The 26,042-nt window shown below is 33.4% G+C and carries 16 protein-coding genes and 3 pseudogenes; 9 read left to right on the forward strand and 10 right to left on the reverse strand.

Annotation, left to right across the window (positions count from 1 at the left end):
* Positions 1 to 102: 102 nt before the first annotated feature.
* The 3 genes from DI076_RS19425 (at position 103) to DI076_RS19435 (ending at position 4,627) form a co-directional block, all read left to right on the forward strand.
* The gene (locus DI076_RS19425) at positions 103 to 2,589 is read left to right on the forward strand and encodes a hypothetical protein (protein WP_135358417.1); all 2,487 of its coding nucleotides are present in this window, start codon (positions 103 to 105) and stop codon (positions 2,587 to 2,589) included.
* 230 nt (positions 2,590 to 2,819) lie between these two features.
* Entirely contained in the window at positions 2,820 to 4,085 is a 1,266-nt protein-coding gene (locus tag DI076_RS19430; RefSeq protein WP_108961503.1) for a reverse transcriptase/maturase family protein, read from the forward strand.
* Between the two features lie 155 nt (positions 4,086 to 4,240).
* A complete protein-coding gene (locus DI076_RS19435; RefSeq protein WP_135358418.1) occupies positions 4,241 to 4,627 on the forward strand; it encodes a hypothetical protein in 387 nt (128 codons plus the stop codon).
* Positions 4,628 to 4,939: 312 nt separating this feature from the next.
* On the opposite strand, the gene DI076_RS19445 is transcribed toward DI076_RS19435, so the two are convergent.
* From DI076_RS19445 to DI076_RS20505, 4 genes and pseudogenes are all read right to left on the reverse strand, one after another.
* On the reverse strand, positions 4,940 to 5,581 hold the full coding sequence (locus tag DI076_RS19445) for a SprT-like domain-containing protein (protein ID WP_108961506.1): 642 nt from the start codon (positions 5,579 to 5,581) through the stop codon (positions 4,940 to 4,942).
* A gap of 272 nt (positions 5,582 to 5,853) precedes the next feature.
* Positions 5,854 to 6,597: pseudogene (locus tag DI076_RS19450) on the reverse strand (DUF5131 family protein); the annotation flags it as partial.
* Positions 6,598 to 7,140: 543 nt separating this feature from the next.
* Entirely contained in the window at positions 7,141 to 8,301 is a 1,161-nt protein-coding gene (locus tag DI076_RS19455; protein ID WP_108961508.1) for a hypothetical protein, read from the reverse strand.
* An 18-nt stretch (positions 8,302 to 8,319) separates the two neighbouring features.
* Positions 8,320 to 8,676: a DUF2085 domain-containing protein gene (locus DI076_RS20505; RefSeq protein WP_108961509.1), complete on the reverse strand. Its 357-nt coding sequence runs from the start codon at positions 8,674 to 8,676 to the stop codon at positions 8,320 to 8,322.
* A 497-nt stretch (positions 8,677 to 9,173) separates the two neighbouring features.
* On the opposite strand from DI076_RS20505, the gene DI076_RS19470 reads away from it, so the two are divergent.
* Positions 9,174 to 9,461, forward strand: coding sequence for a helix-turn-helix domain-containing protein (locus tag DI076_RS19470; RefSeq protein WP_282432612.1), 288 nt, complete (start codon positions 9,174 to 9,176; stop codon positions 9,459 to 9,461).
* Positions 9,462 to 10,403: 942 nt separating this feature from the next.
* Here the strand turns inward: DI076_RS19470 and DI076_RS19475 are convergent.
* Both DI076_RS19475 and DI076_RS19480 read right to left on the reverse strand, forming a co-directional pair.
* Positions 10,404 to 10,982 (reverse strand): hypothetical protein, encoded by a 579-nt coding sequence (locus tag DI076_RS19475; protein ID WP_108961511.1) that lies wholly within the window; start codon positions 10,980 to 10,982, stop codon positions 10,404 to 10,406.
* Positions 10,979 to 18,028 (reverse strand): RHS repeat-associated core domain-containing protein, encoded by a 7,050-nt coding sequence (locus tag DI076_RS19480; RefSeq protein ID WP_108961512.1) that lies wholly within the window; start codon positions 18,026 to 18,028, stop codon positions 10,979 to 10,981. The genes DI076_RS19475 and DI076_RS19480 overlap by 4 nt, the downstream gene beginning before the upstream one ends.
* Before the next feature lie 45 nt (positions 18,029 to 18,073).
* On the opposite strand from DI076_RS19480, the gene DI076_RS19485 reads away from it, so the two are divergent.
* The 4 genes from DI076_RS19485 to DI076_RS19500 all read left to right on the forward strand — a co-directional run bounded on the left by DI076_RS19485 (position 18,074) and on the right by DI076_RS19500 (position 21,494).
* Positions 18,074 to 18,982, forward strand: coding sequence for an LA_3334 family protein (locus DI076_RS19485; protein WP_245918600.1), 909 nt, complete (start codon positions 18,074 to 18,076; stop codon positions 18,980 to 18,982).
* A complete protein-coding gene (locus DI076_RS19490; protein ID WP_108961513.1) occupies positions 18,982 to 20,352 on the forward strand; it encodes a Kelch repeat-containing protein in 1,371 nt (456 codons plus the stop codon). The genes DI076_RS19485 and DI076_RS19490 overlap by 1 nt, the downstream gene beginning before the upstream one ends.
* 10 nt (positions 20,353 to 20,362) lie before the next feature.
* Complete coding sequence (locus tag DI076_RS19495) at positions 20,363 to 20,932, forward strand: hypothetical protein (RefSeq protein ID WP_108961514.1); 570 nt, start codon at positions 20,363 to 20,365, stop codon at positions 20,930 to 20,932.
* Between the two features lie 289 nt (positions 20,933 to 21,221).
* Positions 21,222 to 21,494, forward strand: coding sequence for a hypothetical protein (locus tag DI076_RS19500; RefSeq protein ID WP_108961515.1), 273 nt, complete (start codon positions 21,222 to 21,224; stop codon positions 21,492 to 21,494).
* Positions 21,495 to 22,094: 600 nt separating this feature from the next.
* Here the strand turns inward: DI076_RS19500 and DI076_RS19505 are convergent.
* Positions 22,095 to 22,346, reverse strand: a complete 252-nt coding sequence (locus tag DI076_RS19505; RefSeq protein ID WP_108961516.1) for a hypothetical protein — start codon at positions 22,344 to 22,346, stop codon at positions 22,095 to 22,097.
* Between the two features lie 96 nt (positions 22,347 to 22,442).
* Positions 22,443 to 22,676 (reverse strand): hypothetical protein, encoded by a 234-nt coding sequence (locus DI076_RS19510; protein ID WP_135358419.1) that lies wholly within the window; start codon positions 22,674 to 22,676, stop codon positions 22,443 to 22,445.
* Between the two features lie 478 nt (positions 22,677 to 23,154).
* On the opposite strand from DI076_RS19510, the pseudogene DI076_RS19520 reads away from it, so the two are divergent.
* Positions 23,155 to 23,712, forward strand: a pseudogene (locus tag DI076_RS19520) (DDE-type integrase/transposase/recombinase); the annotation flags it as partial.
* A 70-nt stretch (positions 23,713 to 23,782) separates the two neighbouring features.
* Here the strand turns inward: DI076_RS19520 and DI076_RS20410 are convergent.
* Positions 23,783 to 24,031 (reverse strand): annotated as a pseudogene (locus DI076_RS20410) (helix-turn-helix domain-containing protein); the annotation flags it as partial.
* A gap of 242 nt (positions 24,032 to 24,273) precedes the next feature.
* On the reverse strand, positions 24,274 to 25,215 hold the full coding sequence (locus DI076_RS19530) for a hypothetical protein (protein WP_108961520.1): 942 nt from the start codon (positions 25,213 to 25,215) through the stop codon (positions 24,274 to 24,276).
* Between the last annotated feature and the right edge of the window lie 827 nt (positions 25,216 to 26,042).

A 26,042-nucleotide genomic window follows, 5' to 3' on the forward strand; every position in this document is an offset into this window, starting at 1 on the left:
CAGATTAGAAATCAACCCTGGTAGGATGTCGCCGTGGGAAGCAGATTCTTAGGAATCTCTGGTTTCTATATTAAATTGATCAAGGAGTTTAATAGTCCCCCTATGCCTACACAGTTTTCCACACCAACCTTTATAACTAACCATAAGGTCTCCAAAGCCTTCCCTACCAACATTCCTAACCAACCAATAGTATTTCCACAAAATTCCTCTAGAATAAGCGTAAATGCTCTTATTCATGAGTTTGATAAGGTTAGAATACAATATCGGGACTTATATTTTCCCCTACAACTGACTATATCCTCCAAGAGAATTTCAGCAAAGTATCCTCTAAAATTCACAGAACTTTTACCAATAGTAGATAAAGCCATTAAACAATTTGAGAAATATCTATTTAAGAAACATTACAGGCGTGGTTTATCTATACCAAAACTTGTGTGGAGAGGAACAGGTTCTGAGGATCAAAGACGAGATCACTACCATATATTGATTTTGCTTCCACTTCAGTATGACCTCAAAGCTTTGCTTCTTTCCTTTATATCTGAAAACTATGATAGTTACGCCAAATTGATTGATCATGATTCCAGGGCAGATTTATTCATTAAAGAATACACGGGATCATCTCGGGAATTCTTGTATTATTTAGCCAGATTGGAAAAAGAGGAAGCGGGAATAGATAAATTAGAATTAGAACTAAGTAACATCTATGGACAGTTCTCACAAAATATCATAATCAATCATTGTGGATTTATCCATAATACAATATCAAGATGTCAATTGGCACAGCAAGTAACTTTGCATAGGGAGGCATTGAGTGAATTTGGGAATTTTGTGAATGCCTCAAGTAATGAAAGAATTGGTTCAAACAAACAGGATATTCACCTGCCTTCAGCCTACGATCATCCAATAAGAAAACTCTATAATGAACGATACAATTATGTAACTTTAGATGAAGCTAGGGAAGAGTTTGTTAAGACTTTTACTCATACCTTAAACTCGAATGATAACAATATTCATCTTATTATTGCAGTAACTGGCATTGGCAAAAGTTATCAAATCAATAGATTAAACGAATTACTAAAAAATGAATGTCGAGTTCTAATCGTATCTCCTCGGCACGATACAATCAACGAATATTCAATTGGATATAAGCTCCCCGAAGTCCCGAACAGCCTAAAGGATATATTTGATATTTCATATCGATTAGGAATCTCACCCAAGAAAGCCCTCAAACAATCCAATTGTAGTAACGAACAACGCTTATTCCTGAAGATAGAACTAGAAGATTTCGAAAAAAGAACCAACTCGATTTTAAATGATTCTCCAATAGTACATATTACGCATGCACGATATTTACTAATGAGTCAACGCCAGCTTTCGAAATGGGATATCATCGTAATCGATGAAGATATCATGAGCACCCTGCTATCACCAAGGAAAATACCAATCGGAAATATACAATTGGTCATGGATAAGTTGAATTCTAATATATTGGAGGAAGAAGAGGACATAAATAGAGAAAGAAAGAAATTGAGCGATTTTAAGTCTTTTATCTTTAGAAGCTCCGATCAATTCCTATCATCACCAACCGATAGAGAAGAGTTAATAGAAAAACTAGCTCCTATAATCCCAAACATTCCTAACCTTGACGCATACATAAGGATTAACGAACCTAAGTTACGGGAATTGGAATTAGAATTAAAGAGGAAAAAGAATCTCATAGCAAAACTCAACAGGATACTTTCTTCACCCGAAAATGAGCCTCTAAAAACTCCCAACTTTTCGAATGAAATGATCAAAGATATTGGAGCGGAAATTGATGAGTCAGTAAAGAAGGCTTTCGAAGAGATTCTAAATGAAGAAGAAATTACTGAAGATTACCTCCACTCTACTCTAAGTTTATTCTTAAAATCCAAAAATTACCAGAAGTTTGAAGGCTTTATTGAGTTTATTCCGAAGTTTAAATTCTCCAGCCAAAAGACAATTGTCCTAACCGCTACTCCATTAATGACTGCATATGAACTTTTAGCTGGTGATAGACTTGTGACCCACCGTATTAGTATACCTGAATTAATGGCGACTATAATTCAAGATGGAAGCAGAAGCCTTTCAAGGAACTCACTTAAAAATAAATATGGCGAATCTTTTTTCAACGATTTAATCGATGCATACATTGAACTCGGATATTCAGCAATATCATACAAAGATTCTCATCCTCTTCTATCTGCTCACTTCGGAGCTACAACTAGCCTGAGAAGTCTAGCAGGTCAAAATCTAATTATTGCAGGTACTCCTAATGTTAGACCCGAGACATTCAGAGTTCAGTGCGCTTATCTAGGTTTGAATTATACTTCTGTTATAAGTTATACCGAAGCCATAGAGCAAAGACCGAAGGAAGGTAACAATGTCACCTTTAATGGATATTCTTTCCCATTCATAACATTGAGCGAAGATGAAGATATAACAAGATTCCAACTCACAATTATTGAAGCCGAGCTTATTCAGGCTACAGGGAGGACGAGACCACATGAGCATTCGAGCACCATCTTTCTGTTTTCGAATTTTCCCATTTTAGGAGCAAAATTCCTATAAAGGACATAACATGAACTTATTTAAAAATTTCGAAATTAATGGCAGGATAACACTGTTTAGCTGCCTTTTTGGTTTTTTGAATTTTTTACTTCAAGTTCAATATTTTTCTCGAACATTTCGGGTATAAGATTATTGTGCCAATTGCCAGTATAAGGATTTTGAATATTTTTTTGCATTTTCAGGGATTTACAAACTCAAAGAAGAGTATAATTTAGAATGAGGAGGAAAGAATGGAACAAAATCAAAGTATAAAAACAAAAGAACCATTCGAGCCTTCCCTCAGTGAACTATTAAATAATATATGGGAAGAAGTGAATGCGATTGGATTTCTCAAATCAAATCCAATGGAACAAATTAACTTAGGCATAATATTCAAGCTCCTAAGTATGCTTAAAAGAAAATCAAAGCATCAGAAAAGTGAAATTTCAGAATGGTATTCTAATTCTAATCTTGCCACGGAGCTTTTAATCAAATGCAAAGGAAATAGATATGAATTTGGAACAGCGAAGCAGACAACAATAAAAACGAATGGGAAGAACCGAGTAATCTACTCCTATAGAATATCGGACAAGATAGTTCAAAAATTCATCTCTATAATTTTAAATGAAATCTGGAATCCAGAATTTTATCCTACATCATTTGCATACCGCAGTAACATGAGTATTAAGAATGGGATGAAGCTAATTGAAAAACAATCTAAAGAAGACAATTATAGCACCAAATTAGATATCCATAAGTGCTTCAATAACATTGATACCGTGAAATTGATTGAAATTATAGAAGTTAAAATTAAGCATCCTCAATTTTTAAAAATTATAAATAAATCACTAATTACCTATACGAAGTTTAACGGGAAAAAGGTGAAACATTTTGGGATACCTGCTGGTAGCGTTCATGCTCCCATCATGGCAAATCTATATCTGCACAACTTACTCGATAAACCTTCACAGGAGAAATTCCCCGATATTTCTAATATCTTTAGATATGCTGACGATATCCTGATTGTTACAAAGGAGGAAAGTACAAACAACCAAATCAACCAGTGGGTCGAAGACACCCTTAAAAACAGCAACTTGACCATCTCAGAAAAGACCCCTAACGTCACTTCGGAGCTTAAGAATGGTCAGCACTTTCTTGGATATAGGATAACAAAGGAGCAAGATCAGTTAGTTATAGACATAGATCAGGAAAGAATTAATCGAAAGATTCTTGAACTATGCTTAACCAAACCTGAATACCTCCCTAATTATCTTAGAAGCCAAATCAAATCCACACATATATCCAGCAGGACTTTAAGTTCTTGGCACAGCATTTTGGTCAGTCTCCCCTACGTCATTAGAAAGGAATTGAGAACCAAGCTAAACCCAGGCACCATAGAGACCATCCTCGCCAAGATAGAGCCTGTGAGCAAACTTTTGCTTAGAGAGTTGGAATCAGCTACTCGAACAAAAACCCCAAATCAATGCATAACTAATCAATCGGGAAAAGGAGGATAAAAGTAAGAAATCCCCGCATATTAGAAGGTTATGAACACCACAAGAAAGCTCCTAAAATTGAAAGGTTATTCTCTCTTATAGGAGCCATTGATTTCAAGAGAATTTAAGTAACGAATCATACTAATTTGAAGATGGCAAACAAGGAGAGAATTGAAATGGAATATATTGTAGAAAAAAAGGAAGCATCGGATGAAATTAAATTTTTAGTGGGGAGTATTGATCGCATCCATGTTTCAGAATTGATTAATGAACTGACACACTTCTATTTACTTGATACGTTTATGAAGGCAATTAATACGCTAAATAATGATAACTTGTTCGATTTTACCAATCAAATTGAAGTTAAAAGTTTGGAGCAGTTGATAATTAAATTTAATAGTGATCTGAATGGAATCAAGATAAATCCAAAAATAACCTTTGAGCATTTAATATTACAATTTCCTCAAAGGAAGAAGGAATTTGTCGACAAATATTCAGATTTAGAACGAGTAAATTTGTCTAAGATTTTCGATTCAATTATCAACGCTTTAGTAGCTTCCTGAAATTGTAACTAATACCTTGTTCGTTGCTTATCCAGTTTTGATTGGATTTTGACAGATACATTTCGATCTCGCTGCCTATCATCATCATTATATAGATCATGTAAGTTAGATTTAAAGCATACTTCTTGACACTTCATTTTTATTTGTTTTAGTCTTAAACTTGGATTACGGTGAATTAATAATCGTAACAATCGATCAAGATAATTCGTAATAGGCTCAAAATTGGATTCAATTCCACCAAAGCCTTGCTCAATGATTTTTGAATGCTTGTTGTTCAGTTCTCTGACGTTCATGAATATAATAAACTCCCCATCACAACATTGCTTGGAATTCAACTATACAATCCAGACAGGCAAATCGCAAGCCTGGTTTACCCCAAAGATTTACTAAGCACAGTGGGCAATAATATTTGACCTTCTTACCAGATAGACCATTTGGATTTGGATTAGTATCTACTATTTCACCCCACGGTAGCGTAAAACCGTTCTTTAATAGTATCTCAGTCTTCTGTTGAAACAATCCATTTTCAATTACGTAGTCTCCCATTTTTTGACCCGTTCTCTTTCCACCAGGCTTTCCTGTGTCAGAAGGCATTAGACCGATTGTCTCCATCTTTGTCCCCCACTCTCCGTTATGGTATGAGCGTCTAGAAGTCTGCTTTCCGAAATGTTCTTGCCAGAGATGAGTCATCTCATGAACCAATGTTGATAGCACATCTTCGATATTCTCTTTATTTATATGTGCAGGATTAATGGCGATTTCATCTGTCGTTATATTCCCTGTCGTTTTTTTGAACCTTTTTGGAGAATAATAGCCAGCAGTGTTCACATTTTTCCTCTGTAAAGTAATCAAGCATTTAGGAAGCTTACTTTCAAATAAATTCTCGTTATAAAAATCATATGCCGTGGTCAAGGCAGTATACGTAGAACGAGTTGGATCATTTTCTTCTTTCATTAATTTCTCCTTTGTTTGTAATGTTCATTACCAAATTTTCAAAAATCTGAACTCCACAAGCGAAAGAAATAAACATGTCTTTTTCGTTTACTCGTGAAGTTTTCACTATTTATCGATTATGAAATTGCAACATGCTCATGATTCGAGCTAATCACAGTTCCAAAATCAAAACTAATTACTGAATTCTCCGCTGATGCTAAGGGACCGAATTTTGACATTGTAATTGGCTCACCAAAGAATTGTTTTTCGAGATTAATTTTGATTTGCTTTAGTTCTGACTTTGTTGGCTTTGATTTGAACTTAAATTCAGGAAAATTATCATAAGTTCTACCATTGAGAACTCTTCCCGCCTTCTTCTTTCGAACACCTCCCCATTGTTTAAAATGCATTGGAACATTTTGTTCTTCACATTGTTTAAGAATTGATTGCACCCAAGATTCTTCCATTGGACGGCACCTAACACCACTCTCTCCCCCCAAAATCACCCAATCCACCTTCGTAAGATTGATAGTTCCTAGGTCTTCCAACAATGGCTCAATTGAAAGAAATCGGGTTTTAACATTGGTATTCCTAAGGATACTTACTCTTTCTTTATATGCCTTACAATTCTCAACAGTAACCCCCATCCAGATGTTATCTAGGCTAGAAAATTCCTTCAATTTAGAATCGAATAGTTGTTTCATTCGAATAGGTCGTTTGGTGAGTATTTGGTAGATATGCCAATTTGCTTCTCGCATCACTGTAAATACTTTGTGAATGTAATCATCGGTGAAGCTCTCATGAAACAAATCCGACATTGAATTCACAAATACCAATGAAGGTTTCTTAAATTTCAAAGGTTTGAGAAGCATTCCTGGCACTTCCCTCGGAACAAATCCCATTTCATATGCATTCCCCTTAACCCCACGGAAACGATTTGCAAACGTTTCGGCGTAGCAATTCTTACATCCTGCGGAAACTTTCTGGCACCCTCGCATAGGGTTCCACGTCTCATTGGTCCACTCGATACTTGTCATATTTCAACTCCTTTGGGGAATTTTTCCCCTCTACTTTAAATATACTCCGTTTGATGGAACGAAGGCTATGATTGGGAATTTTTCAAAAAAAAAGAAATTTTTTTGTCAAAGGAGTAACTTTCAAATTTGCGAAGGCGGATACAAAACAGAGAAAAACGGTCTAAATCAAGAAAGGATAAGTCCTCGGTAAACCTAAAGCTAAAAAAGGTATACTACACAATCAATAGTGAAAGCACGAGAGATTCAAAGAATAGAGAAAAAAATTTAAGGAAGTTTAATTAATTATAGAAAAACAAAAAATAATGAAGATGAGAAGGATTTAATTATTAATAATTTAAAAAATTGCATCGCATAGCATATTCTAGTGGATATACAAGAATCAACCAAATACTTACAGCGAAATATCTAAAAAGCATTTGCAACAACCGAACGAGGACTACTGCAAAAAAATAGTTTAACCATCACTTAATGCCTTTAAAACATTTTTCAAAATTTCTAACTACATTGACTTAGAACTTTACAATTTTAACAAAATGTTAAATGCTATTGCTTCCAATATGAATCGCCTGTCTCCTCCTCCCAATTAAAAATTCTATAATTCAAAACTTTTAATCTAATTTGTTTATACTTAATTACTTGCTCCTTTATGTAAGGAAGACCTTCCCTGAAATTAGCTTTATACTTTTCAAAATTATCTTTATTCAATATTCCATTGTATTTTGTGGATAAGTATGCTGTCTCCGATTGAGTATACACTTCATATTCCGCAATACAGACAACTTTATCATATTTCATTTCCTCATATTTTTCAATTTCCATACTAACGAAAATAGGTGGTGAGAAAAAACGTTTAAAGCCACCAGTATATTCATCATAAATGTTTAGCGTAAAACCTCGATTCTTAATATCATACGGTGTTTTTTTTAAATCTGTTTCAAAAACTAAATACTTTTTAGATTTTAAATTTGCATTTTCCTTTATGAGTTTTTCGTAATCTGATAGTTTCATCTCTAGATATTGATGAGTTAGAGTAAAAAACAAATCGGGATTCTCTATTTCATTTTGGTGAGCCAATATAAAATTTAATTTTTCATCGTAGCGTAAATCGATTATTTGTTCTAAAGGAATACCTCTAACCAACCTCTGTGAATCCTCTTCCATTTGCGTATCTCGAATTACAATAGCCTCTTTGAATTTATTCAAATTCTCATCACCAATAATGAAATATATTGTTTGAAAAAGAGACAATCCATCTTTATCCAAAAACTTTACAATAGGTGCCACATCAAACCATGGATTATTAAGATTTACATAATTCAATTTGAAATCTACCAAAGAAACATACGGTCGTATAGTATAAGGAACATTAACTTTTTTAATTTTCGAATCATAATTAATGTATTTTTTTAAATCAAAATTATAATTCCCATTTTTGCAAACTAAGTAAATCGTTTCCAGTTGATCATCAACATCCCAATGATTACAATGGGAAAGTGATGGAATATCCGTTTGAAATTTCCCATCTGGGTTTAAAACAAAATGATAATATTTTTTAATTTCTTTTGTTGATAATATATATATTGGTATTCCAACTACATCTAAAAGTTTATCATTGGATGCTTTTAATTTCTCAATATTTGTTGCACAGTTTAAAAAGATAAAAACTAGTGAAATAAGGAAAGCATAAGCTTGTTTATTATTCATTCTAAAAATTCCTATATATTAAAAATTAACAGTGAAAGAAATCAGGGCAAACAAAGTCATAGCATATCCAAAGCCTAACAATGTTCCCGTTACCATCCTACGGAGATTATTCGATTTGATTTTTGTAAATTCTTGAATTGTCCAATCAATCAACGCAGGAAGCATTAACGATATGTAAGTTATGACGCCGAACCTAATTGGCACGCTTATTATACTTATAATAGCAAATAGCTGCCCAATAATTACTCCAGTGCATCTGGCACATACAGGGAATTGCGAACCTTTATAAGTAAAGCTCCTCTCTGGTATTTGATGGCACATGAAAGGGAACTCTGCCAATGATATCCGACTAATATCAATGAAATTCCTTAGCATTATTTTCGAATAACAGTCGTCTTAGTCTTCCCGCTTCCACATAAACCGCATAATAGTCCAAAAGGACCTGCTAGGAAGAAGCCAATACAAGCTTTCAAAAATCCAAATCCCTTGGTTTCACTATTTACTATTATAGTTTCAGGAGTTCTTGATTCTATCTTTGGAGAACTAATTGAGTCCGAACTATTTTGAATCTTATCTGGAATAGACTTTAGCTGTTCGAGAGTAGTTACTTTTGACAAAGTAGCTCTCTGAAAGCAGCTAACGCACACTTTGTGTCCGTCAAATTTCATCAAAGATGTATTTAAGAATCTTAATTCGGTGCCACAACTAGGGCATATTGTTTCTGTCATTTTGATCCTTGGTTAAAGCAGTATCGCAGCTAACTGATTGTTAAAGTAATTTAGAGTTTGAAATTCTGTCAACATTTATAACGCTATATTTAGCGTGTTACTTGTACCGTGGCTATTATTTCGCCTTACAATTATACTTAGAATGTGGCAAAAAAGTACGACAGAATTCTACAGGAAATTGCAGAGAAGATCAAACAGACTAGGGAATATAGAGATATGACCCAAGAAGCTGTGTCAGGGCTAGAATTAGGAGTGAGAAATTATCAAAGAATTGAATCTATGGAAGGATTACCATCTCTGAAATCATTGTTGATTATCGCAGATGCGTTAGGAGTCCATCCCAAGGAGCTATTAGATGTTCCTGGACTGTCGAATCGACCTTTGAAAAAGAAATTCCCAGCCAGGAAGAGAAAGAGAGTCAAATCCACCTAGAATTATAATGGCAAGATTTTAATATTACAATTTGAAAGAGAGCCAAAAGTGACACTGCCTATAATTCTATTTTGTTTCCATAAACTCATAACATTAAAGAATGAGTTTAACCAACTTCAACTCAAAGATATTTAAAATAACGCCAAAAAAGAAAATCGATTAATTCTTTTTAAACAAATTGTAACTATTAAAATATTCAATCTAAATAGGAAATTCTTAACATACGATTCAAAAAAATAAAGTTTACAAATTTTTCTAGGTAGAAAGCTCAATTATAATTCGATCCATGTAACACAACTTATGATTTTAATAAATTAAAATGTGACAGAATGAAACAATTAAAAAAAATATTAAAAGAATATATCAATATATTTAAGTATCCAGTAGATTCAAATAAATCTCAAACGAAGTTTTCCGAGAAATTCAATCTAGAAATTTAAATAGGATTGGTTGAGTCCAAATATTATTCACAAGAGATTGTCGGTTAGAATTTGCTTTGAAATTTCCCATACATCTAAAATACCAATAACTTATGAAAAAACTTTAAACATTAAATTTCTTCCTTTCTTCCAAGAATACGAAGTAATGAACGTATTAAAATACCTTTTAGAACTATCCTAGATTAACTTTAAAAATTAGGTAGAAGTGAGAATTTTTAAAAACAGTGGAAGTCATAAAAAATGATTATCAGGTTTATCTTAATTCAAAAAATCTCTTCAAAATTGAACAATGAAAGCAAGAACTATATATTAAGTTTTCTCAGTCGGATTAGAAAAATTCACAATGGAGAAAAGAAAAAACTAACGCAAATTTGATTAATTAAAAGGGTAATTAATGCTTCCTTACATAAAATCAAGTTTTCGCATACGATTGCATAATAATCTCAATTTAATGAAATTAATTTGTTAAACTCTATTTGAAATTAAAATTATAGTTACTAATTTAGTCGCTACGCAAAAAAGGAGCTGAATTGCACCGGTCTCTATATCCATCAGTTTTTTCAAGTTCCTGAAATACACTACCATAAACATCATATATAGGATACCATCCCAAAGGATATGTAATCGGTGAAGAAATTGCTCCTAGAATAACACTAGAATAAGAAATTTCGGTTTTCATTGACTGACTAACATTAAAAATGTATATATTTCTATTCCTACCAATATCAGTTTCAACTTTTCTATGTAAAATTTCATTCTTCAACTCAATATCTGACAGATTAAACATTCCAGAAAAAGGTTTCTTTTTAACTAAAGCGAAACTAAATTCTCTCGGTGTTAGCTTATTATCAAAATGGAAACATATTTTTTTTTCATTATAATTTCGATTCAAAAATAATATTTCACTCTCATCATCAAAAATTAAATTTAACTGAACCTCAAAGGGAGGTAAAATTTCTAATTTGTCAAAATTTATTAAAAATGATTTCGCTTTCACCTTAGTATCAAAATCAATTCTTTCTTCTCTTGAAGAACATTGAATTGCAAAAAATCCCAATAAAATCAAATATTTAATTTTCAATCTATACTCTCCGTAACTCCAGCTCCAGAACATCTATAAATCTGAAGTTGTTGCAATTTCTCATACTTATCTTGCTCTATTTTCTTAATAGGATCATTTTGAATTCCAACAGAAGTGGTGTTATTTTGTGTCATAGTCGGCTTATAGTATGAGGCAATTTGAATCGCTTGCGAACAATTCGCAGAAACATTAGCCGCTCGTTGATCTTGAACGTAATTTGGATTTAAACTTACTGCTAAAGATGTTATTGCAACTCCAACGTAAAAGAAAATTACACCAATTTTCGCAGTTGCCGGAAAATTTGCCAAAATTCCACCAACTACAGTCAACACCATGCCAAATTTTACAACTCCAAGGTAAATTGAATTAACACGTTTAATACGTTCCCTTTCTTTTTTTAAATTTTTTCCTGTATTCCAGCCGTCGAGGAAAGCTTGCACCTTTTTTTCTTCAGGTGCTAAGAAATAATTCACCAAAGCAAAAGCAAGTGGTGGCGAAATTCCATTCCCCGTATAATCCTTATGTTTAATTGGATTCCCATCTACGTACATCATTCGATTCATCCCTTGCTCTTTTTCAGGAAATACTACACCATCATTAGATGCGAATTTACCCAAAGTGGAATCATAGTATCTTGACTTATAATAATACAGCCCACTCTCTTGATCTTCTTCTTGCCCTGTAAATTTATATTTCGTTATGTCAGGTCCATATGAATCAGTTCTTAATATCTCCCCGTATGGTTTATATGTAATGTGACTTTTTCCTCCTCTCTCCCCCCCGGCAAGAACATTTCCATTTCCATCGGTAATCATGGTTATGCTACCCAAATGATCAGGATGAAAAAAATACATTCCTGAGACCCGCGAGGTACTATTGGAGGAACCTCCACCAATAGTACCTCCATTACTTGGTGTATCACCAACAGAAGGTGTATTTAATGGAATTCCATTGCCAAGCCCAATCAGCCAAATAGGTGTACCTGATTCAGATTCTGCCCCTCCTAGCAACAATGGAAAACAACCAGTTGTCGTAGTGAATGAAAAGACAACAATTAGAATTGCTGTTCCATATCTAGGTATTTGGTTTCGAAAATCACATATAAATTTAGGCAAAATTGAAATTCCGAAATTATCAAAGCTATAATAACAGGGATTTTTATCATTTGATTCGCTTCGAGTTTTATAAACTAATAAAATTAAAAATGCTAGTAAAGCGAGCCAAGGAAGTGATCGATGACCTTCTTTCAACTTGCCATCAACGTATATATTGGTTTCTTCAAGGAGACTTTTTATGGTAATGCCAATTCGATTTTTCCAAAAGGTTTTACAATCAATATTCAAATTCTCACAAAAAGGGTTGGCAAATATGTCATTCGAAGCCATACTCGCAATCAGAATTGCATCCGGACGACTATACTGTGCAACTATATCACCCTCAATTCCTACAACATATAAAGTATGTTTTTCTTCCTGACCTGGAGTTCGATGAATTTCATAAAAATTTCCAAAACTATATGTAGTAGTATTGGAATTTTGGAGCGATTTTTTTATTCGCGACCCAGAGTAATCATATGTATATTCAAATCTATCTCCACCCATGGTTTCGATTCTTTTGAGTTTGTTTTGAGCATTATATACTAGATGATCTCCATTTCTTCCAATCATATTACCCATTGCATCATAATTATAACCAATAATTCCAGTGTTTGAACCATTCACTTTTGTTACTGCATGAATATGGTTTCCGTTATCATATGAATATGTAAAGGCTCCCTTTTTTAATAGGTTGCCATTTTGACTATATTCATATTGCTCCTCTCCGTATTTTCCAACCGCTTTGGTTACTCGATTTAAATGATCATAATCAAATCTTTGACTACGGGATTCGTTTACCAGGTCAGAAATAGCAGATATATTACCACGCATATCATATTCATACTTAATGCTCTGTTCTACGGAATTATCTTTCAGATAAGTAACAAGTGATAATGGTCGCTTTCGAAGAGGATCATAACCTATTTTAGTCTTTATACCATTCCCTGTTTTACGTTCTATAAAATATTTATCATTTTCTAAAACTGGACCTTCATAACTCACAACAGTGTGATTCAAACTATTTCCGTCGTGAGAATCCATCGTTAAAAAAGCAAGTTGACCAGTTCCAGTATAATGATTTCGTATTTTTGTGCCTTCCGGATAAGTAATAGTCTTCACACGACCAAACTGATCGTATGTTCTCTGGAAAAGAATCTGCAAATCATCAACAGTACGCTTCTCTCCAATGATATTACCTTTTCGATCATATGCTAATTCGGTAACTCCTGACTCATCTGTAATCATGGAAAGCATACCAATCGTATTGGTATTACCTATTGAATTTCCACTATCATAATTATAAATTATTGGATTCTCATTCCCAGGAAATACTTTAGTTACGCGCCCAAGTCCATCTACCTCATTTCTGATGATCGTTCCTCTAGAATCAGATTGAGTAATTAAATCTCCTGCAACATTGTAAGCATAGGAAATTGCTCCTGAGTTGGAATCACTGTATCTTGTTTTTCTTCCGCCAATATCATAACTAATTTCTGTAATTCCATTGCCTGGGTCAGCAATCCTAATGATATTATTCGAATTATCATATTGATATAATATACTTTCGCCCTGGATAGATTTTGATATAACTCTACCCCAATTATCTAAGTTTTGAGTTTCAGTTCGAATAACTTCAGATTGGTTGGTAATCGTAAGAACAATCGAGCGTATACCATAATTATACTTACTAATCTCCCCTGTTGCTGCAATAACTTCTTTTATACGCTCTTGTGTGTCCTCATTTTGATTAAAATAGAAAGTATATTTCCATAAAGGAGACTCACCAGTAAAATAGGAGTTTGATTTTTTTATTTCTCGTCCAAGGGAGTCAAAAACGTATTGAGTTGTAGAAACGACTCCTTCAGCTACCAAAGATTCTTTTTTTAAAACTTTCCCTTCTAAGTTCTTGTATTCCTTTACCCATACATCACCTTCATCCGTATGGGTGGTTTGCTTTGTCGACAATAGTGAACCATCGAAATCATATTCATAAGATTCAACTTTACGACTATCCAAATATGAAGAGATTTTTCTTCCATGATAGTCAAATTCGTGTGATGAAATATTCCCATTACTATCTTCGAAACTTATCTCTAAATCAAGCTTGGGATCATAACGTTTTCTACTAATCTGTCCGAGAGCATTCCTAATTAGAGTTGCTTTGCTACGAGTAATATCATTGTATTCATATGATAAAGACCTTCCTAATGAATCAGTAGTGGACGAAACATTCCCGATTTCATCATAAGAATAATAAATAGAATACCACTGACTAAAGCTTACTAACTTACTTTCCGAGGCTACATCAGCTCCATTATAGGTCCATTTTTTATGTTCAACCAAACTCCCATTAACAGTTTTTTTTGATTCTATTGGTAATGCTAATATATTCATAGCTGAATTGTCTGAATAATGCATTTCCAACCGCGTAACTCTACCATTAAAATCTTCCACAGCAGATGATTGTGAATAAGCAAAGGCTTGATCATATGTAATTGAATTAGTTATCTGGTCTTTTAAATTCCCGTTTTCAAAGACTTCTTTAGTTGTTAAAGTGGGAATTCTCAATCTGGTGCCAGTATGCGGATTAAAAACTGAATATGCATAAGCATTTCTTTCTAATAAAGTATTATTTCCAGTATAAATTTCTAATTTAGATAGAAGACCAGCATTTGATCCATTATGAATGTATGAAGATATTCTTTTTCCTTTTATTTCTCCGTTAACAAAATTAGTCTCTGTAACCGTTTCAAATCCTAAGTTTTGACTTGTTTCCAAGTCTCCCGGTCTATATCGAAAGTTTGCATAAGAATATTCAGATTTATAATTAGCATATTCAAGCCCTGCCTTTGAAGAAATTGATGCTACTAGCAATTGAGGGGAAACGTTTGGCAAAGTTGTTGTATAACTACCTGTTCCTTTAAGAACAGCTCCTTGCATATTTTTTTTCCATAAATAACTAATTGAAGTTTCTGCTCCGTTAATGTTATTAATGACTTTACTTAACATACCACCAGTTGCAGTCGGAGTGTCTGACGATATCTGTTTAGTAACTAAACTCTTTCCATATTGGTAAAAAAAATCAGGTATACCATCCTCATTTCTATCTTCAAATCTGCTTTCAGCAATTTCATGTGATTCAACTGAAAAATCAGATGTCCTGATGAAATTACCCTTTCCGTCTCCAGTGTATATATGATAGGAAGTATTTTTAAATTCCTTAACTACGAAGTCATACTTACCATCTTCGTTCACATCAACAAAATCAAAGCTAGATGCAGCATTTAGATTTGGATCATCTCTTTCTGCAAATCTATCAGGTTTAATAATTGTAGGCATACCTGATGTAACTATTTCATTTGTATCAAAATATCCACCCTTGTTAAAAACCACATTTAACGTAGATGATATAGCTGCAGGATTTTCAACTCCATAATCATAAGGATTAAAATGACTGTTTGAATTAGTTAGCGTTACTAAATCTGGCAATCCATCACGATTTATATCAACCAACCAATTCTTTCCATTATAACCTACCATAGATTTTGGTAAATTAATAGCTGATTGAGAGAGAGAATTAGTTGCTAAATTAATTTTAGTAGAAACTAGTTGATACTGTGCTCCATCTAAATTGACATTTCTCATTCGACTAATTTCAATATCAATTTCGTTTGCTTGTCTTTGAACTAAATCCTTGTATTTAACCTCAAAAAATTGTCGGTCAATCGCTTCAATCAGCTGAGCCTTTTCTGATTCGGTTGCAGTGCCTGGTCTACCAAGTAATTCCCAATATAACCAACGCCATTCATAAATAATAGAACTCTCAATATATCTTACATGGAAAAAATCTCCATATCCACCATTAATCAAAAATTGCATTTGCTCTTTGAAATAATTCACTTCTGCTTGTGCATCTGCGATTTCTTGCTTATGTCTTTCCTTGACTGCTAAAAGTAAATTTTGCTCGGGAGGAGGGTTTACGTTCAATATTTGCAAATGTTCAGGAACTCTATCGCCGTCAATATCAGAAAATTGATTCATTCTATGGGCTACGAAAGGATTCGTATCCAAAGTTTCCTGCACTAAGCTTCGATTTCCACCATACCAAATTATCTTTTCAGCTTTAAAGCTTTTACCTTGGGAAATAAAAATAGACATTCGATCGTTGGTTAAATGAATAAAATCATTTCTTCCGTCATTATTGATATCCACTGCATGATCGACTCGTTGATAATTTTGAGTTAGTCGGTAGTTTTGTGAAGCTGGGTTAAGAGTTATATTTGAATATGCAATCGGATTTGTTAAACCACTCCCATTTGAAAATGAAATATTTAATTTACTGTTTTGTTCGAACAGAAAATCAGTAGTTCCATCTCCGTCAATATCTGCTAAAGTAAAAAATGTATTGTATTTAATAGGGAATCTAGGGGATTCAGTGCTTCTATTATTTTTTAAATCGTCAGTTTTTAAAAAAACCTGATCATTATCCATTCTTCCTAATAATCTAGAAAACTCGGCTATTCCATCTCCATCTAAATCCGTTGGCATTAATACTTTACCAGGTGATACTACTCCATTATTACATCCATCCGCACTAAATATCACATATTGACCACAATATGCAAAAGCAAAATCAGGACATCCAGGGAAAGCAGTGCATAAACAAGCAACCACACCGACATCACAAGCTTGCCTATACTTATTTCCAATAGGATACCTTCCCAATAATTCAACTTCTGGATAATATTGGTTTGCTTGGATTAATTCAGCATTAGCATTAAAACCTTCGGAAGTTCCCCCACCAGAAATAGTACCAAATTTAAGTCCCTTATTATTGATTCCTAGTTGCGTAGCGAAAGTATTTAAATCTTGCCTTGCCTCTTCTCGGATACTTGGCTTTCCAATAAAGAATGCAACCAAGTTATATAATAACTCACGATCCATTAAAAAAGCTCTATCTATAATATCACCAAGACTTCCATATCCACCTGAAAGTGATTCACTACCAGAATTAAGCTTTGCTCCAATTCCTTCATGACTTGGTGTATAAATAAATTCTAATGGTAAATGGGTAGCGAGAGAGAAAAAGTTATCTTTTTCAAATTGTATTTTTGTAAGTAAACTAACCTTCGTTTTCGCATCATTTGAGTAACTAAATTCATAAGAATGAACGTGCGAATTGTCAGAATAAAACCGTATTCGACTAATTAGCCAATCCCGTGTTGTTAACGTTTTCTCAGAATAATCTGTCTCAACATCTTCTCTAGTTGTATATTCAATGCGAACTTCTCTTACTCCACCAGCATAAGAAATCCTAGTTAAGTATAATTCTCCTTTCCGCACTTCCCATTCATAATTGATAGTTTCGCCATGTGGTTCACGTTTTTCTCGTAATGCCCAAGTTCGAACAGCACCGTTTGGGTGAAGTAATTGTGCTCCGCTTCCACCATAACTATATTTGTTACCATCCTTATCATATGCTATAATTTCAGTAGGTCCTCTTCCTGAATCTCCTTGCGGAAAAAAACTAACGAATCTCTCTTCTTTTGAATAATATACTGATTTATTACCATTTGAGTCTACTAATTGACCATATTCGGAGCTGTAATAGCTATCATTGGAATTATAATTAATCCCATAGGAAATATCTCTTTTTATATAAGAAATTCCCGATAATCCGTATCCTTTCCCCAATAAACCATTCCCACCACTTGATGAATATGAAATGTTCAACTCGGGAGTTAAATCACCAGTCCCATCTGGCACTTCTAAGGGAAAATTAAAAGATGCATTCCCATATTGATCTGCATTTATTTTAGGCATTTGGAGGGGTAGTCTTTGCCCTCCCAAAAAAGACAAAAACGAAAATATAGAAACTAGAACTAAAACAATTTTAATAATATTTTGTCGCATAACCTGAATACATTTTATAGGAATAATTCTTGTCATATAACATAGTTACAAATTTAATGTCAACTATTCCGCATAACATTAATGAATTCTTTAAAATATCTTCATCTAACAACAATTGTTTGTTTATTCATCTCAACAGTCAGTATCTCATTAAACGCAGCTGAGCTTAGATTTCCAAATGGAGATGGCTTCTATGCTGAATTCGTATATGAAGATGAACGAATGATAGTAGTCAGATTCAAAGATAAAGAATACAAAATACCAAAGAAAGAACTCGAGTATTATGATTTATCTAACAAGGGACAACTGAATAATTCTTACAAAATTACAATTTTATCACTAAAAAATGGAAGTGTGATAAGAGGAACAATCGCAGAACGAAAAAAAGATGAAATCATAATCAAATCCGAATTAGGGTTTTTGACAATCAATAAGGATGAAATCAAGAACAACAATTCAGAAACTGACGAACATCCAGAATTTCCTATCGTTTATCTAGCAAATGATAAACTAGATAACCTAACAAGAATCGGAGGAAGTGTTTCCTTTTTACCATTGTTTGCTCCTCTTGGCACTCAAACGCCTCCGTTATACGGCATTTCATTGTTTACTGAACCCGCATTTTTGCGATTCAAGAATACTTATCAATTAGGATTCAAATACGAATATTTACAATCAACTGGTCCGATTAGGGAAATCAGTATACATTCTGGTTTCACTTACCTTTATCAATCGAAGGTATTTAATTCAAACCCACTTCTCGATTTCTACGGAATCATAGGATTAGGGATTTCCACGGTAAATTATAAATATGATCAAAGTAATTCAAAGGTTGGGGCAAATCCATCCGCTTATGTTGAACTTGGGTGGCAAGGTCTCAAATACGGACCTTCTTTTTATCGATTTGGATGGAAGAATCAATGTTTCTTCGAAATTGAGAAAACCCATTGCGGATCAGGTCTTGAAATAACAGGTGGAATGAATTTCTAATGAAGCTAATCAAGTTTTTGTTCTTAGTATCTCTCATAAATTTTCTCAACTGTGCAAATCCACTTACAGATGGTGGGAAAGCAAATACAGCTAAAATTGAATGGCAAGTCGCTACAAATATTACGACAAATTCAGCAGTTGTAAGCTGGAAATGTTCAGGAAAACTTCCAGGATTTTTAATCACCACTGGTCCAAACTATAGCAATGTTGATACTTCCTTTTTGGAAAATGAAATACATGCAGTTTCTCTATCAAATTTGATTACAGATTCAGAATATCGCTACGTTCCTTCTTGTGGATCAAAAGAAGGTGGTTTAGGAATTCCAGCAACATTTAGAACTTTATCTGACAATGCGACAAGATATCGACGAGGAATTTGGATCATAGGGGGAATTGGATCGGATAAAAACGCAGTTAGCGAAATAGATTTTTTCGATCCAGTTGATAACACTTGGTATCCAGCTATTACTAATGTACCTACTCCAAGACTAAACGCTCAAATAGTTTCATTCAAAAATAAAATTTATGTAATCGGTGGAATTGTTAAAAATGGTGCCTCATATACTATGAGCCGTCTAGTTGAGGCATACGATCCAATAACAAACACATGGAATCGAAACCTTTCAGATATGCCATCCACTCTTCAAGGCGGTGTCGTAGGTTCATTTGATGAAGAAATAGTCATCTTAGGTGGAACAACAACAACCGACATGACAACAGGAACAATCTTTAATACAATATATAAATTCTACCCAAATTTAGGGAATAATGGGACTTGGGTTAGCCTTCTCTCTAGCACAAATATCTTCCCTCGAATTGATATGGCTGGTTGCACCTATAATGGTAGTCTCATCTTTACTGGCGGAAGATTTTATTCAGATGGATTAGCTTATGCAACGACAGATGCTTATTCACCCTCTCTCAATTCTACTTCAGGTAAAATTGAAGCATCAATTTCTTTAGCAAGACATGGTTCAGGGTATGCGTGCTACAGACCAATTTCTACTGATCCCTTTCCATCTGATACACCAGCAATTTTTGTTGCTGGTGGCTCGACTGGAACAAACATATCTCAACCTGTTACGGCAGTAACAAATTCTAATCGATTTGATTATTCGTTTCTAGGAACAGCTTCAAATTCATTTGTCACTGGTTCAAACATACCTGTAGCATTATACTACCCTGCTATGGAAATTTCTTACGAAAAAAGGAAATTATATGTATTTGGTGGAGCCTCGGAATTCAATTTGCCTATAGATCAAGTGTATACTTTAGATTTAACAAACCCTGGCGGTAATCCATGGGTTCAAGATTCTTTGAATATGCCGAGAAGTAGATTTGGTCATAAAGCTGTGATTTTGAGTAGATAAGAGCTAAAATATGAAAAATATCCTTATCACCACTTTACTTTTATTAGCAATTTCTTTGTTCGCCGAATCTATTTCGGAAGAAGAGATATTTTCTTTTCGTTATTCATTAAAAAATAAGAATTTTGAAGAAGCAAGCGATCTTCTAAGTAAATTCAAAAATGCAAAAATAGACCAAGCAAAATATGAACTGCTTGAAACTGAATTTTGGATAGCAAAAGGTGAAGATTTATATCAACAAAAGAAATATAAATCTTCTTTTGAATATTTTAATAATGCCTATTCTAGATGGAGAACAAACCCCTTAATCAAAGAAAGGTATACAGAATTGGCTGGGAAAGTATTACATGATGAAGAACAAATCCAAATTATTGCTCAAAGTAAGCCAATCACGAAACAGGCAGAAAAAGAAAAGGAAATCGTATTTATAGATACAAATTCTGAATCGTATTTTATTATAAATAGTTTTCGAATTGAATCACTCGAAAATGAATTAAAGCTTTTGTACGTAATTGCTGGATCAGTTTTTACTCTACTATTAGTTCAAATAATTATAAATTTAATTCTACTAATACGAAAATAACATGATCATAACACTTTTGAAACTATCATTTAAATACTGTAGTTTTAAATCACTAAATTCGGTAAATACAACCAAATAATTTTAATACCCAGACATTCTTGAAAAAATTTATGCCAAAAAATAGGCATAAATTTTCTGCCTTGTACAACAGAAGATTCTCTCAATTCTAGAAAGCAAACGACCAAAAATAAGATTGTATTACTATCTGAAATTAAATCCATTATACGCCCTGATTCAGAAAAAGCAGTAAATTTTGATACTAATTATGGCTAGATATTAAGAATAGATGATGAAAGAAACAGAGGGTAATGAGAATCCCGTAGACTATAGAGAATTAATTGCTGATGATACATCGACAAAGGGTTACAAAGTGCGGGTCTTACAATTCCTCATTCACGTTAAAGATAAATTGGATATAATTGAAGAGTTAATCATTAGAATTATGGAATTTTTAGAAAAGAAAATCAAAGAAGAGAATCCATTTGCTGATTTGAGCAAAGGGAAAAATGCAAACCTTCCCTTCGGTCTTTTCCCAAGGGAAGGAAAAATCTTAACTAAATAAATTAAACATAAGCCTGATAAGCTCAATCCATTTATCTAATGTACTTATAATCTGGAAGATTTTATGTAAATCCTCCAGATTATAATTCCTTCTTTTCACTTTGGTTGTCGGATTTAAACCTACAACTTTGATTTGTTGCGTTTTTCTTTTCGCAATCTTCATTTTTCGTTCCCATCTCAAACAACATATAAAATTTATATTTTTTACCCATCCTTCAGGAACGGAAGGGATTATGTCACAATAGAATGTCAATAAATTTCGATCAAATTTTATTTATTTTTATTTAAATATAGACTGTTGCCATTTTGACGCAAACAGAGGAGGGTTTCTAGTAATTAACTATTATTCGAATTTCTAAAATTTTTTTTATTATTATTAATTGTTAGATTATATCGACAAATATCACAATAATAGTTTGTTATGATACTAATGTAGTGAATGACATCATCGATATCATAGAAGATGTTTCTTAGGTTCTTTCTTGAGTAATCAGGTATGGCATATAGTCCGCAGAAAGACTGGAGCCTTCCCTCCTCAATTAAATTGAAGAGGTGAGATTCTCTATTTACCTTTAGTAGATGAATTTCCAGTTTAATGTGATTAAATTTTGTCGTGATCGATTAAGGATTCTATATTATTTTTAATCGATGTTTTCAACATTTCTTTTAAATCAGTCGCAGAATATATCGATTTTACTAGTGGATGATTAACATCTGCTAAAATTTCCCAAGAAATGCTCCCTCTTAAAATTTCTTTTTTATTTTCAAAAGCGATAGCCACATAATTTCCGTTTATTAAGTTTTCATCGAAAATGAAATTTCTTCCTTTGTAGTCAAATTTGTTCAAAGCCATTCTTTACCTCTTAAAACCCATCATTATATCATACCTAACCACATTGTCAACTAATACCTGTGAGACATAAAGCGACATACTCGTAATTCTGGGAAGCTATACAAAAATAATCGAATAATTTAATACATCTTCATCTTTCGTTTGTGTTTTTAATAATTCATTGTGTAGCCAAGAAGATATATTGTGGTCTACCATTCCATTAAGGTTCAAAGTTTTTCCATCCTTTAAATTAAATGAAATGTTAACCTTACGACCTGAATGATTGACATTTAATTCCATTATTGAGCTTCTTAATCTTTCTATTTCTGATTTTCCACAGTTGTTATTCATTTTACCTTAATTTTAAATAGCCGTTTGGTAAACAAGCTTTTTTCGATAGAATGTAAGGTATACCATATGCGTATCTCCATTTAAGATTCAAGTCCTGAACTAGATCGGCTAACCGATAGTACATAGCTGAAGATATAGCCTCCTCTACTCCCAATTTATTGAATTTAATTCTGAAGTTCCTGAATACCTTCTTCCAAGTTCTATCATTCTTGGAAGTTTCCTTGTAGTGATTCATCCTTTCCTGAATCTTCTTAAATCGAGAGAATGAAATATCTTCCTTAACTTTTCTTGGATCAATATAGAACTGATTGAGATTTAACTTATCCAGAATCAGCAACTCTGTCTTAACCCAAGGATCACTAAGATAATAAGTATTGAACTTCTTAATCTGACTATTCAAGAAATCATTAGAGATATCTCTATGACTCCGAATTACCAAATTATTCAAGCGTTCAGTTACCATCTGAGATTTCAGCTTCATCGAGATAGGCACATTCAGGCTGATTTTAAATGGGATTAGGTCACTATGGATACATATATGGGGGAAACTTTAAAAGGAATAAGAAGAGGCTACCTTTAGAATGTTATAGACTGTCATTCAAGATATGCATGGGGAACTCTACATACATCGAAGATGTCAAGCAAGGCTGTACAGACGTTAAACAATGAAGTTCTTCCTTTCTTAGAAGAACACAACACTCCGATTAAAACAATTCTAACCGATAACGGACGAGATTATTGCGGGAGAAAAGATCAACATCCATTTGAACTATTCCTTCAACTAAAAGACATCGAACATAGGATTACGAAAGTCAAAAGACCTCAAAGCATTGAATTTGTGGAAAGGCTTCATCGAACGTTAATCGATGAACACTTTAGAGACGCTGGAAGTACAAATTTTTATGAAACAGTCGATGAGATGGAAAAAGATTTTCAGATTTATCTAAATCTCTATAACTACGAAAGATCATACCAATGCAGAAATATGAATGGAAGAACGCCCTATCAAGTTTCAAAGAAGGAATACGAGAATTAAAAATTGAAGAAGATCAATAATCTATAAAAAGTTAGAGGATCGTCTAAGGCGAATACTGTATCTGTACATTCAATATGTTTGATGCTCGAAGCTGACCAAAAGCTGGAATCTCGATTGCCGTCTGCTGTACAGCCTCTTCCTTTTCTGTTTCAATTCGATTCTTTAAATTAGGCTTCCGCCTACTTAAATCTTGATGTGCAAGTTCTCCATCCTTTTCATAAAGCTATTGAAATCGATAGAAACTATCTCGTGAGTAGCCCATGATGTTACATGTTTTCGATAAGTAACCGAGTGTCTCTGATAGGTTCAAGACACCCATTTTGTTTTTTATATTTTTTATCTTTGAGTCATTCTTTTCTCCTGGTATTTTTTTAAGAGTGTCAGCTCAAGATTAATTATTACACATATTGTCTAGTCTATAATTCGTTAGGAACTTCAGTAAAAAAAGATGAACTAATCCAATTATTAAAAATTCTTACACAGAAATTAGGACGTTTTGTTAAGTTGAAAATTCCTTTCATCTTCTTTGAGTCTACAACGGAGGATGATGAAGAATAGGTATCACTTAACTGGTTCTTTCCCAGAAATGAATGCTTTTAAATAATCCCATCTAGATTTTTTAACAAAAACTAGCTCTCCGACATTATTAACTAAATTCCTAATCGAATTGTTATAAGCCATACCTATAAAATCGAAGAATAACGCATTCATATCAAAGTTTATTTTGTCTGAATTAGGTAAATTTTCTCCAATAACTGCTCTTGGATTTGTCCGCTTAAAATCTAGTTCTATGTTACCTTTTCGATTAACACATACAAATCTCGGTACATTTGTTATATCTCTAATATAAACACTAAAGTGAGACTGAAATTCACTAGAGTGTAAAACTCTTATTAAGTAAATTTTTTCAGATAATTTTTTAAATACGTATCCAAGAAGTGGGAACCGATTATCAAATGGGATGATTTTATTTTCATCTTCAACGAAAGAAACATATTCCTTTTCATTCAAAACCTCTTTACTTTCACATGTTACTAAGTATTTTAATTCGTTAGAATCGCGAATAAAATCATTTAATAGACTTATTAACCAAAATGATCTATCGAGAATTTCATTTCTATGGAGTAAAGAATTCTCATATTTGTTTTGAAATCTTTCCGCATTTAGTTTATGTATTTTATTTCTTTCATTTTCCTTTCTATTTTCAATTACTCTATCAGTTACAGCCTTACACCTTGCAAAAGCATAATCTAATATATTTTGAAATAATAGAGGAACTAAAAACATTGAGACGATGGGAAACCAAATCCTCTTACTACCCCAATTGAAATATGATTTAAACTCGCCTACTGCTCCAGGGTATTGTATATCTAAAGCAAGTTCTACAATTATGTCAAAATTAACTATAAAGAATGTTGTTATGAAGGAACCTATAAAGGGATGTCCTATTTTATCTAAAATTAATCCCGAAATTCCTCGTGAAACGATTGGTTCCTCTGACATGAAAACTCCTCAAAGCAGAAAAAAGCAAGGAGTAAAATCCTCGCTCTCTATCAGCTAACATGTGGAATTTCCTGTCTAGTGAATTTATGGATTAGTAAAATATACAGACAAAGGTTTCGAAATTGAGGTATCAGGAACCACATTTTTTTCCAAACGATAGACACGGCTAGGATAGTTTTCTCAAAAAGAATGAACTAGAATTGGTATAGATTCAATGTAATTATCATTAGAAGATACCGTGGATACCTCTCCTAAGTAAATCAATTCATTCCCCTTCCTCATCTTCGCAACCAATGTGTGTTTGAATTTGCTGGAAATGAGGGTGGAAATGTCTTCAGTCAAAATTCATAGGTCCACTAAAACCCTCGAGTTTCCTTTAACTCGTTTCCAGCCTGATTCCAAGGCTATCTCTTGAAAGACTCTAGAAACTGGAGAATAATCAAAAGATTCCCTATAGACAAAATCATGGTTCTGATTACTTTGAAATTCATCTATTCCATTAGAATTAATTTCAGTTCGAATTCGCCCATGACATCCAACCAAGAGTGCCAATAAAATGAATAGTTTTACCGTTTTTTAGTGTTCATGGTTCCATGATAAATGGTCCACCTAACAAATGGCTGCTGAAAATGGTCCCCGTCGGATGTTTACTATTTTAATATATGTACTTTTTTCCTATTGACTGAACCTTAAAAACCCAAGTTTTCTGTCTTTATGGGTCATAAAACAATACTATCTAAACCCCCGATTTCGGAGATTCCCCAGGATCATACAGGAAGTGAGCAACATACCCCTAATTCTTCCAAGCCGTACCACCCCTTCCCACA

The sequence above is a fragment of the Leptospira ellinghausenii genome (genome assembly GCF_003114815.1).
Lineage (GTDB): Bacteria > Spirochaetota > Leptospiria > Leptospirales > Leptospiraceae > Leptospira_A > Leptospira_A ellinghausenii.

Bases quoted from the DNA above. Each gene is read 5' to 3' on its own strand.
- DI076_RS19455 (WP_108961508.1), bottom strand. From the start codon at position 8,301: ATGAATAATAAACAAGCTTATGCTTTCCTTATTTCACTAGTTTTTATC.
- DI076_RS19495 (WP_108961514.1), top strand. From the start codon at position 20,363: ATGAAAAATATCCTTATCACCACTTTACTTTTATTAGCAATTTCTTTG.
- DI076_RS19505 (WP_108961516.1), bottom strand. From the start codon at position 22,346: ATGGCTTTGAACAAATTTGACTACAAAGGAAGAAATTTCATTTTCGAT.
- DI076_RS19500 (WP_108961515.1), top strand. From the start codon at position 21,222: ATGAAAGAAACAGAGGGTAATGAGAATCCCGTAGACTATAGAGAATTA.
- DI076_RS19445 (WP_108961506.1), bottom strand. From the start codon at position 5,581: ATGAAAGAAGAAAATGATCCAACTCGTTCTACGTATACTGCCTTGACC.
- DI076_RS19485 (WP_245918600.1), top strand. From the start codon at position 18,074: ATGAATTCTTTAAAATATCTTCATCTAACAACAATTGTTTGTTTATTC.
- DI076_RS19490 (WP_108961513.1), top strand. From the start codon at position 18,982: ATGAAGCTAATCAAGTTTTTGTTCTTAGTATCTCTCATAAATTTTCTC.
- DI076_RS19480 (WP_108961512.1), bottom strand. From the start codon at position 18,028: ATGACAAGAATTATTCCTATAAAATGTATTCAGGTTATGCGACAAAAT.
- DI076_RS19510 (WP_135358419.1), bottom strand. From the start codon at position 22,676: ATGAATAACAACTGTGGAAAATCAGAAATAGAAAGATTAAGAAGCTCA.
- DI076_RS19430 (WP_108961503.1), top strand. From the start codon at position 2,820: ATGGAACAAAATCAAAGTATAAAAACAAAAGAACCATTCGAGCCTTCC.
- DI076_RS19530 (WP_108961520.1), bottom strand. From the start codon at position 25,215: ATGTCAGAGGAACCAATCGTTTCACGAGGAATTTCGGGATTAATTTTA.
- DI076_RS20505 (WP_108961509.1), bottom strand. From the start codon at position 8,676: ATGCTAAGGAATTTCATTGATATTAGTCGGATATCATTGGCAGAGTTC.
- DI076_RS19425 (WP_135358417.1), top strand. From the start codon at position 103: ATGCCTACACAGTTTTCCACACCAACCTTTATAACTAACCATAAGGTC.
- DI076_RS19435 (WP_135358418.1), top strand. From the start codon at position 4,241: ATGGAATATATTGTAGAAAAAAAGGAAGCATCGGATGAAATTAAATTT.